This is a genomic window from Achromobacter sp. DMS1, assembly GCF_001270295.1.
This window is the reverse complement of sequence record NZ_LHSJ01000086.1, coordinates 34,744-44,101: the sequence shown is the minus strand read 5'-3', so window position 1 is coordinate 44,101 and position 9,358 is coordinate 34,744. Positions and strand designations below refer to the sequence as shown.

Annotated in this window: 8 protein-coding genes and 2 pseudogenes; 4 read left to right on the top strand and 6 right to left on the bottom strand. The window is 67.9% G+C overall.

Annotation, left to right across the window (positions count from 1 at the left end):
* Positions 1-423 (bottom strand): annotated as a pseudogene (locus AD428_RS12160) (hypothetical protein); the annotation flags it as partial.
* Positions 424-595: 172 nt separating this feature from the next.
* Here AD428_RS12160 and flgB point away from each other — a divergent pair.
* The 4 genes from flgB to AD428_RS12140 all read left to right on the top strand — a co-directional run bounded on the left by flgB (position 596) and on the right by AD428_RS12140 (position 2,775).
* Entirely contained in the window at positions 596-1,003 is a 408-nt protein-coding gene (gene flgB, locus AD428_RS12155; RefSeq protein ID WP_053244010.1) for a flagellar basal body rod protein FlgB, read from the top strand.
* 22 nt (positions 1,004-1,025) lie between these two features.
* A complete protein-coding gene (flgC, locus tag AD428_RS12150) occupies positions 1,026-1,445 on the top strand; it encodes a flagellar basal body rod protein FlgC (protein ID WP_053244011.1) in 420 nt (139 codons plus the stop codon).
* 35 nt (positions 1,446-1,480) lie between these two features.
* On the top strand, positions 1,481-2,176 hold the full coding sequence (locus tag AD428_RS12145; RefSeq protein ID WP_053244012.1) for a flagellar hook capping FlgD N-terminal domain-containing protein: 696 nt from the start codon (positions 1,481-1,483) through the stop codon (positions 2,174-2,176).
* Positions 2,177-2,307: 131 nt separating this feature from the next.
* Entirely contained in the window at positions 2,308-2,775 is a 468-nt protein-coding gene (locus AD428_RS12140; RefSeq protein WP_053245326.1) for a MarR family winged helix-turn-helix transcriptional regulator, read from the top strand.
* A gap of 57 nt (positions 2,776-2,832) precedes the next feature.
* Here AD428_RS12140 and AD428_RS12135 read toward each other — a convergent pair whose 3' ends face one another.
* The 5 genes and pseudogenes from AD428_RS12135 to siaC all read right to left on the bottom strand — a co-directional run bounded on the left by AD428_RS12135 (position 2,833) and on the right by siaC (position 9,241).
* The gene (locus tag AD428_RS12135; RefSeq protein WP_053245325.1) at positions 2,833-4,149 is read right to left on the bottom strand and encodes an MFS transporter; all 1,317 of its coding nucleotides are present in this window, start codon (positions 4,147-4,149) and stop codon (positions 2,833-2,835) included.
* A 131-nt stretch (positions 4,150-4,280) separates the two neighbouring features.
* A pseudogene (locus AD428_RS12130) lies at positions 4,281-5,427 on the bottom strand (c-type cytochrome); the annotation flags it as partial.
* Positions 5,428-5,453: 26 nt separating this feature from the next.
* On the bottom strand, positions 5,454-8,069 hold the full coding sequence (locus tag AD428_RS12125) for a sensor domain-containing protein (protein WP_053245324.1): 2,616 nt from the start codon (positions 8,067-8,069) through the stop codon (positions 5,454-5,456).
* Positions 8,070-8,867: a biofilm regulation diguanylate cyclase SiaD gene (siaD, locus tag AD428_RS12120; protein WP_053245323.1), complete on the bottom strand. Its 798-nt coding sequence runs from the start codon at positions 8,865-8,867 to the stop codon at positions 8,070-8,072. It lies immediately after the preceding gene.
* A complete protein-coding gene (siaC, locus tag AD428_RS12115; protein ID WP_053245322.1) occupies positions 8,864-9,241 on the bottom strand; it encodes a biofilm regulation phosphoprotein SiaC in 378 nt (125 codons plus the stop codon). The genes siaD and siaC overlap by 4 nt, the downstream gene beginning before the upstream one ends.
* Between the last annotated feature and the right edge of the window lie 117 nt (positions 9,242-9,358).

Sequence of the window (9,358 nt, the reverse complement as noted above, 5' to 3'; positions counted from 1 at the left end):
AGCTGCGAGCCGATGTGGCAGTCCACGCCCGCGATGCGCAGGCCGGGCAGGGCGTCGCGAGGCCACGTAGTACTGTCCGGGAACGCTGACCGTGGCCTGCACATAGGTGGTCCAGGGCCTGGGGGCGATGCAGCGCACGCCGACCGTCATGCGGGCGCGCGGGCGCATGCCGGAAGGCAGGAAGGGGGACAGATCGGTGCAGGCCGACAGATGGTCGGTGCGGGGCGGGTCGATGGCCACCGTGGGCTGGCCGCGCAGCGCGGACAGCTGCTCGATCAGGTACGACCGGGCGGCGGCGGCGACGGCTTCGGGCGCCTGGACGGCGGCATCCTGGGCGTGCGCGGCCCGGGGAAGCGGCAGCGCGGCAACCAGCAGGGCGCAGGCCGCCAGCGGGCGGAAGCGGCACGGTGCGGGAATCTTCATGGTGAATGAATTGTAGAAGCCCGCCGGCTCCGGCAATACGGGAATTGGATGCGAAATAACGGGTTATTTGGCTGATTGTGCGGCGCGGCCGGCCCCTATGATGCCGTCATCCGAACAAGTCCATGGCGCGTCCGCGCCGAGACATCCGTATTGCAACGCACAGGGCTATCCGATGCTAGACAGGCTCAACGAGGATTTCCGCTTCTTCCAGCAGTCGCTGGCGCTGCGCGCGCAGCGCCAGGAAGTGCTGTCTTCCAATATCGCCAACGCCGACACGCCCAACTACAAGGCCCGCGACTTCGATTTCCGCACGGCCATGCAGAACGCCATGGACGCAGGCATGCGGCTGCCCGACACCCAGCTCACGCTGACCTCGGCCCGGCACATCCCGGCCAAGGCGGCCTCGCCGGGCCCACCCGAGCTGCTCTACCGGCTGCCCTACCAGCCCAGCCTGGACGGCAACACGGTGGACATGGACGTGGAGCGGGTGCAGTTCGCGGACAACACGCTGCACTACCAGAGCACCATGCAAGTCCTGTCGGGCCGCATCCGCACCATGATGGCGGCCATCCAGGAATGACATTCAAAGGGAGCGTCAGGCAATGTCCTTGTTGAGCATTTTCAGTATCGCGGGCTCGGCCCTGAGTGCGCAGTCGCAGCGCATGAACGTGGCGGCCAGCAACATGGCCAACGCCGACAGCGTGGTGGGCCCCGACGGCCAGCCCTACCGGGCGCGGCAGGTCGTGTTCCAGGTCGACCCCGCGGGCGGGCAGGCGGCTGGGCAGGAGATCGGCGGCGTGCGGGTGGCCGGCGTGATCCAGGATTCCTCGCCGCTCAAGCGCGTCTATGACCCCAAGCACCCGATGGCCGACGCCGAGGGCTACGTGAACATGCCCAATGTCGACCCGGTGGCCGAAACCGTCAACATGATCGCGGCTTCCCGTTCCTACCAGGCCAACGTGGAGGTGCTCAACACCGCCAAGAGCCTGATGCAGAAGACGCTGACCATCGGCCAGTCCTGATCACCCCGGCACGCCCCAGACGACAAGGCGATTCCATGACGACTATCGACCAAACCACCAGCTCCACGGCCATGGGCCTGGCCCAAACGGGAGCGAACTCGGCGAGCTCCGCCCAGAGCCTGCAGGACCAGTTCCTGACGCTGCTGGTCACGCAGATGCAGAACCAGGATCCCCTCAATCCCATGCAGAACGCGGAGCTGACTTCGCAGCTCGCGCAGATTTCCACGGTGGAAGGGATCACCAATCTCAAGAACACCATGCTGGCCATCAGCGGCCAGATCGACGTGTCGCAGTCCATGAACGCCGTGGCCATGATCGGCAAGGGCGTGCTGATTCCGGGCTCCACCGTGAAGCTGGGCGTGGATGCCGAGAACCAGGCCGAGCGCGTGGCCACCCCCTATGGCCTGGACTTGCAGAAAGACGCCGCCAAGGTGCAGATCCGCATCTCCGATTCCACCGGCGCCGTGGTGCGCACCATCGAGCTGACCGACCAGAAGACCGGGGTGTACAGCTTCGAATGGGATGGCAAGAACGACGCCGGCGTGGCGCTGGAGCCGGGCGCCTATACGGTTTCCGCGCTCGCCACCGACGCGGACGGCGCCAAGGTTTCTTCGGAAGTGCTGAGCTACGGCCTGGTCATGAGCGTTTCCTATTCGACCGAAGGGCTGCGGCTGGACCTGGGCCTGGAAGGGCAGACCAGCATGCTGGATGTGCGCAAGGTGATCGGCTGAAACCGGCCGAGTTGACTAGCGGCCGGCGCTCGGGCGGCGGCCTGTTCCCTACGGCGCCGCCGGGCCTCGTACACTGCGCAAACATCCATTGAGAAAAATCACAGTGTCCATTGCATCGCTCGGATAGGCTCATGCGAAATACGAAAGGCAAGTCCGCCTCCAACGAAGACGACTATTTGTTCTCCGACCAGATCGGCCACCTGCTCCGGCGCGCCTACCAGCGGCATACCGCGCTTTTCCAGCAGTACATTCCCGACTCCCAGCTCACCGCGGCGCAGTTCGTGGTGCTCTGCTCCGTGCGCGACAACGAGGGAAGTTCCCTGGCCGACATCGTCAAGGTCACGGTGATAGACCAGGCCACCATACGCGGCGTAGTGGACCGGCTCAAGCAGCGCAAGCTGGTCCAGGTCGATCACGATCCGTTCGACCGCCGCAAGCTGGTCGTCAACCTCACGCCCGTCGGGCGCGGGCTGGTGGAGCAGATGGAGCCGTTCGCCAAGCAGATCACGGAAAGCACTTATGGCAAGCTCAATCCGGCCGAGCGCGTGGCGCTCGATTTCCTCTTGAAGAAGATGCTGGAGAGCGACGAGACGGAATGAGCGGCCGGTGGGCCGGGAGCCGCGCCCGGGGGCGCGGCTCCCGGTTGCCGGCGCCGTTCAGTCCAGCGCGCGGTTGCGCGATTCCACGTCCACGGCCCAGATCGAAAGCGCGCCCGCCGCCAGCATGCTCGACAGCACGACCAGCGCCAGCGTGAAGTGGCTGCTCATGATGGGCGCGATGATCGCCGGCGCGAAGAGCCCGCCGAAACGGGCGACCGCGCCGGCCATGCCCATGCCGCTGGCGCGCAGGTCGGTCGGGTAGACCTCGGGCGTGAAGGCATACAGGGCTCCCCAGGTGCCCAGCAGCGAAAAGCTCATCAGCAGGGTGGAGCCGACCACCACCACGGGCGAAGTGCCCAGGCTGTAGAGCATGCAGCCTGCGGCGCTCAGCAGCAGAAAGCCGATGAGCGTGGGCTTGCGGCCCCAGCGCTCGACACCGTAGGCCGACAGGGCGAAGCCGGGCAGCTGCACGAGAGCGAGCACGACCAGGAATTCCTGCCCGCGCATGAACGCGAAGCCCGCGCTGCTGAGCTTGATGGGCAGGTAGACGAAGACCCCGTAGTAGGCGATGGAGATCAGCGCCCAGGCCAGGAAGAGCGAAACGCTGCGGCGCCGGTAGCCGGAGGAGAACAGCGCCGACAGGGGCTTGCGCTCCAGCAGTTCGGGCTTGATTTCAGGGATCTCGGGAGAACGGCCGTTGACGCGGGCCACCCGTTCCAGCACCTTGCGCGCCTGGCCCGGCCGGCCGCTGCGGTTCAGGTACATGGGCGATTCGGGAATGTAGAAGCGCAGCGCCACGCCGATGAGGGCAGGCAGCCCGGTCACGAAGAAAATCATGCGCCAGGCATCGTCTCCCCGCGACGCGGCAGCCAGCGCCAGCACGGCCAGGCAGATGGTGCCCACCGCCCAGAACGATTCCAGCAGCACCAGCCAGCGGCCGCGGCGGTCGCTGGGCAGGAACTCGGCCATCATCGTGTAGTCCACCGGCAGCGTGCCGCCCACGCCGATCCCCGTCAGGAAGCGCAGCAGCAGGAGCCAGCCGAATTCGGGCGCGAAAGCCGAGGCCACCCCGGCGCAGGCGTCGACGATGACGGCCATCATGAGCACCGGACGGCGGCCGATGCGGTCGGCCAGGCGGCCGAATACGAAGGCGCCGATCAGCATGCCCACGAAGAAGGACGTGCCCGTCTGCAGCGCCTGGGGCACCGTGATGCCGAAGGTCTTGGCGATCGTCGGTGCGCTGAAGCCGATGGACAGCACCTGCATCGCGTCGGCCAGCCACACCAGGCCGAAAATCACGAAGAGCCGGTACTGGAATTTGCCGACGCCCGCCGCCTGGATGCCCTGTTCCACTGAAATGAATGAAGCTGACATGTGTAGATTTCCTTTTTGTCATCACCGCAATTGCCGATTCCGCGCGTTTCTGGGCATGCAAGCCGCGCGCCGGGCCGGGGGGAACGGCTCATGGGTGGCTCACAGGGGCCGTTGCCCCTGTTTTCCCCTTGCTACTCTTGCTGCGCATGCGCGCGCAGCCTGCTGATCGTCGTCGTGTCAACTGTCCAGGCTTCTTCCTCCGGCGCAAACCGTCCGCGCAAATAGTCGATCAAATCCGCAATCTGCCTGTCGTCCAGGCTGTGCCCGAACCCAGGCATGTATCCCAGCTCGTCGTTCGCGGGAGCCTGGATGCCGTTCAGGATCACGTGGACCAGGTTGTCGGGCGTTGCGGCGTGCAGGTTGGTATTGAGCCCGAGCGGGGGCTTCACGCCAAACAGCGTCGGCCCGCTGCCGGCCTCGTGACAGGCAGCGCAGGCGTTCCGGTAGATGCGTTCGCCGTTCGCGCGCCTGCCCGCGATGGACAGGCCCGCGTCCGGCGCCGAGGCGGGCGGCGCGGCGGAGGGCGCCACGGCCGCCGCCGGTTTCGGCAGGTCCATCAGATAGGCGACGATGGCGCGCACGTCGCTCTCGGGGCAGCTCGGCCAGGCCGTGGATCACCGGAGCCATGGGGCCGGCCGCCACGCCGTGGCGGGGCGAGTAGCCGGTGCGCAGGTACTGGTAGAGCTCGTCCCGGCTCCAGGGCAGCTTGCCCGAGGCGAGCCGGTCCAGCGCGGGCGCGGTCCAGCCCTCGGCCAGGCCACCGGCGAGATAGTGCGGGCCGCGTTTTTCCGCGCCCAGGGCATTGCGCGGCGAATGGCAGGCCGCGCAGTGGCCGGCGCCTTCCACCAGATAGGCGCCGCGGTTCATTCGGCGCTGCGCGCGGGGTCGGGCGAGAACGGTCCGGCGCTGTGGAACAACAGGTTCCAGCCGGCCAGGAGGGGGCGCAGGCCGAATGGAAAAGCCAGCCGCGTTTCGGGTGGACTGGACGTCACGGCCGGCTGCGACATCAGGTAGCCGTACAGGGCCTGCAGGTCCGCGTCGCTGAGCTTGGCGAAGGCCGTATACGGAAACGCGGGATAGAGCCGGCGTCCGTCGCGGTGGATGCCCTGGCGCATGGCGCGCTCGAAGGCGCCATAGGACCAGCGGCCGATACCGGTTTCGTTGTCGGGGGTGATGTTGGTGGAGTAGATCGTGCCGAATGGCGTTTCCAGCGCGAGGCCGCCGGCGTTGGCCGCGCCGCCCGGCGCGGTGTGGCAGGCCACGCAGTCTGCCGGCCGCNNNNCGCGCGCCCGGAAGGCGGATGCCTACCCCCGCTCGCGCAGCCAGGCTTCCAGCTCTTCGGCCGGCAGCGGCGGCGAAAACAGGAAGCCCTGTCCCGCGGCGCAGCCCTGCTCGATGAGAAAACGGCGCTGCTCCTCGTTTTCCACCCCCTCGGCCACCACCGGCAGGCTGAGGCTTTCGCCGATGCGGATGACGGCGCTGGTGAGCGCGCGCGCCGCGTCGTCGCTCTCCAGCCCCTGCACGAAGCTGCGGTCGAGTTTGAGCTCGTCCACGATGAGCCGGCGCAGGTGGCCCAGGCTGGAATAGCCGGTGCCGAAATCGTCCATGGACAGGCGCACTCCCAGCCGGTGCAGCTCCGCGATGGTGCGCAGCGTGCCGGCGGTGGCGTCCAGCACCACGCCTTCGGTGATCTCGAGCATGAGATCGCCCGGGGCCAGGCCGAATTCGGCGAGATTGTCCGCGATCAGGCGGGGCAGGTTGAGGTTGTGGAAGTTGGTGGCCGACAGGTTGACCGACACCGACGGCACGCGCAGACCCCGGCCGCGCCACGCCGCGAGCTGGGAGCAGGCTTCCCGCAGCGCCCAGTGGGCCAGGTCGCCGATCAGGCCGCACTCCTCCGCCAGCGGCACGAAGCGCGCCGGGGAGATGTCGCCCAGCGTGGGGTGGCGCCAGCGGGCCAGCGCCTCCACGCCGTACAGGCTGCCGTTCTTCAGGCCCACCTGCGGCTGGTAGTGCAGGCGCAGCGCCTTGGCTTCCAGCGCGTCGCGCAGGGCGGCCTCCAGCGCCAGCCGTTCCTGCGCCTGGCGGTTCATCTCGGCGCTGAAAAAGGAAATGCGGTTGCGGCCCGCCGTCTTGGCCTGGTACATGGCCATGTCGGCGTGGCGCAGCAGCGTGTCCATGTCGCGCCCGTTTTCCGGAAAGACGCTGATGCCGATGCTCACCGAGGGGTTGAGCGTGATGCCGCCGACGCCCAGCGGCTGGGCCAGCGCCACGAGGATGTGCTCGGCGGCGGCGGTCAGCCGGCCGTGCTCGAAATCCGGCATGAGCATGACGAATTCGTCGCCCGAGAGGCGGCCCACGATGTCGGTGGCGCGCGCCAGTTTGCGCAGGCGCAGGGCCACTTCGCGCAGCAGGGCGTCGCCGATGGGGTGGCCCAGCGTGTCGTTGACCTGCTTGAAGCGGTCCAGGTCCAGGAACAGCACGGCCACGCGCTTGCGGTCGGGCTCGGCCCGCGCGATGGCCTGCTCGGCCTGGGCCAGCAGCAGGTTGCGGTTGGGCAGGCCGGTGAGCTCGTCGTAGAAGGCGAGCTGCCGGATGCGGGCGCGGGCCTCTTCGCGCTCCAGCGCCAGCGCGCATAGATAGACGCAGACATCCACCAGGCGATGATGGAAGTCGTCGGGCAGGCGGCGTTCGCGGAAATAGAAGCCGAAGGTGCCGATAACGCGCCCGTCGCTGGACTTGATGGGCGAGGACCAGCAGGCCTTGATGTCCGCGGGCAGCGGCAGGTGCCGGTAGTCGCGCCACAGCGGGTCGGTGGCGATGTCGGGCACGATGACGGGCCGGCCCAGGAAGGCCGCCGTGCCGCAGGAGCCGGCCTGCGGGCCGATGGGCAGGCCGTCCAGCGCCTCGGCGTAGGCCGCGGGCATGGAGGGCGAGGCCAGCGTCCGCAGCCGCCCGCTTTCGTCCACGCGCAGCACGGTGGCCAGCACTTCGGGCGCCAGCCGCTCCACCTCGCGGCAGACCATGTTCATCACCTCGGTCACGGAGGCTTCGTTCACCATGGCCTGCAGCACGCGGCGCTGCAGCACTTCGTGCACCTTGGTGGGCGTGATGTCGGTGAGCACGTCCACGATGTTGACCAGCGTGCCGCGCTCGTCGAACACGGAGTTGGCCATGACCGAGACCCACAGGGGCTTGCCCCCGCGGTCGTAGACCAGCACGTCCTTGTGGAAACCGTCGCGGCAGGCGATGCGGCGGTCCAGCTCTTCGCGGGTGCCGCCGTCCGGCCGGCCGCCGGCCAGCAGCTCGCCCAGTTCCTGGTCCAGCGCATCCGCGCGCGAAAACCCCAGCATGCGCTGGAAGCCGTCATTCACGTACACGATGCGGCCGTCGGCGCCGGACACGGCCACCGCGTTGCCGGTTTCGTTGATGCCCAGCATCAGCAGGCGGATTTCTTCCAGGCGCTCGGCATCGGCGATGGACTTGCGCGAGATGACGGTGATGCGCCGCACTTCGCCGGCGGCATCGGCGATGGGCAGATAGGTGGCCTCGATCCAGAGGAATTCGCCGTCGGCGCGGCGATAGCGGCAGGTGCCCGAAAAATGGCCGCCGCGGCGCAGCCGCGCCCAGACCTGCTCGCTGCTGGCGCAGCCCTGCCCCTCGTCCATGCTGTCGCACAGCATGTCGTGGCGCATGGCGGTGATTTCGTCGCGGGAATAGCCCACCGCGGCGAGGAAATTGGCGTTCGCGTGCAACACGTGACCGGCGGGGTCGAAGTCGAACAGCAGCAGTGCCCGGTCCATCGACGCCAGATAATTGCCCACATGCCACATATCCCCTGGCGGGGACGCGCTCGAAACGCCGAGATGAGAATCAAGCATACAGGGCTCCATGCCGGAAGACTGCGGTTCCGGTTTCATTCAGGGCCGGGGAAACCCGAGCGCGACGCGGTCGCGCCCGTCCTGCTTGGCCAGGTAGAGCGCCTGATCCGCCCGGCTGAGCGTTTCCGAAAAGGTTTCCCCGAGCTGGTGCGACGCCATGCCGATGCTGACGGTCAGCCGCAGCACGTCGCCGTTCACCTCGACCGCCAGGCCGCGCACGGCCGCCACCAGGCGGTCCATGACGCCCTGCGCGGCCTCGGGCGGAGTGTTGGGCAGCAGCACCAGGAACTCTTCGCCGCCCCATCGCCCGCACAGGTCGTACTCGCGCAGGCTGGCGCCCAGCACGCCGGCCAGCTCCACCAGGACGCGGTCGCCCGACTCGTGGCCGTAGCGATCGTTCACGGACTTGAAATGGTCCACGTCCAGCATGGCGACCACGAAAGACTGGCCGCTGCGGCCCGCCCGCGTGACTTCCTGCTTGATCATATCCATGAGCGCACGGCGGTTATACAGGCCGGTCAGCGGATCACGGCTGGATGTTTCCTGCAGCGCGGCGTTGAGGTCGCGCATCATGCTCTGGTAGTGATCGGAGATGCGCGCAATGCGCGCGAGCCGGCGCAGCTGCCGGTCGAAGCGTTCGCACAGGCCCAGCTCGCGCTCGTGGGCCATGCTCTGGAAGGCGTCCGAAAGCTGGGTCACGCGCTCGATGCGCGTCATCTGCTCGGCGTTGTGCCGCCACAGCGATTCCAGCGCATCGCGCAGCGGATGGCCGAAATGCGCCGGATCGGCGAGCAGCGCCGCGATGCGCTGGTCCAGTTCGGAGGAGCCGGTTTTCATTGCCGCCCGACGACCGAGAAGGGGAAGGTGCAGTCTTCCTTGAACTCCTCGGCCAGCTCGCCCACGCGTTCGTTGCGCATGTCGTAGTACCAGATCACGCCCACCTCGCGGCCCTTGCCGTGGGCGGCTTCCAGCAGGTCGAAGATATCCATCATGGACTTGATGCTGCTGGTGTTCAGGTAGAGCAGTTCCAGCTCCAGGCGCAGCGGCGCCGCGGACGTCGCCAGGTACGATTCCACCCACTCGATCACGGGGCCGAACAGCTCGAAGGAATTTTCGGGATAGGAATCGCCGCGCATCGCCAGCACGCCGGTCGCGGCGTCGGTCGAAATGGCGGGCGTGGACTGGGTGCCCGGTATGTTCAGGTCGTTCATCAATGACTCCGATAACGCCCGCGCGGGCGGCACGGCGCGCGCGCCGCCGCCCGCGGCCGCCAGGGGCCGTTGCGGGTTTGCTGATTCAGGAAACGGTGACATGCGCGCCATCGCCAT

What these genes read in the sequence shown, in the direction of transcription:
- AD428_RS12135 (WP_053245325.1), bottom strand. Translation starts at nt 4,149, where the DNA reads ATGTCAGCTTCATTCATTTCAGTGGAACAGGGCATCCAGGCGGCGGGC.
- siaD (WP_053245323.1), bottom strand. Translation starts at nt 8,867, where the DNA reads ATGAAAACCGGCTCCTCCGAACTGGACCAGCGCATCGCGGCGCTGCTC.
- AD428_RS12125 (WP_053245324.1), bottom strand. Translation starts at nt 8,069, where the DNA reads ATGAAACCGGAACCGCAGTCTTCCGGCATGGAGCCCTGTATGCTTGAT.
- AD428_RS12145 (WP_053244012.1), top strand. Translation starts at nt 1,481, where the DNA reads ATGACGACTATCGACCAAACCACCAGCTCCACGGCCATGGGCCTGGCC.
- AD428_RS12140 (WP_053245326.1), top strand. Translation starts at nt 2,308, where the DNA reads ATGCGAAATACGAAAGGCAAGTCCGCCTCCAACGAAGACGACTATTTG.
- flgC (WP_053244011.1), top strand. Translation starts at nt 1,026, where the DNA reads ATGTCCTTGTTGAGCATTTTCAGTATCGCGGGCTCGGCCCTGAGTGCG.
- siaC (WP_053245322.1), bottom strand. Translation starts at nt 9,241, where the DNA reads ATGAACGACCTGAACATACCGGGCACCCAGTCCACGCCCGCCATTTCG.
- flgB (WP_053244010.1), top strand. Translation starts at nt 596, where the DNA reads ATGCTAGACAGGCTCAACGAGGATTTCCGCTTCTTCCAGCAGTCGCTG.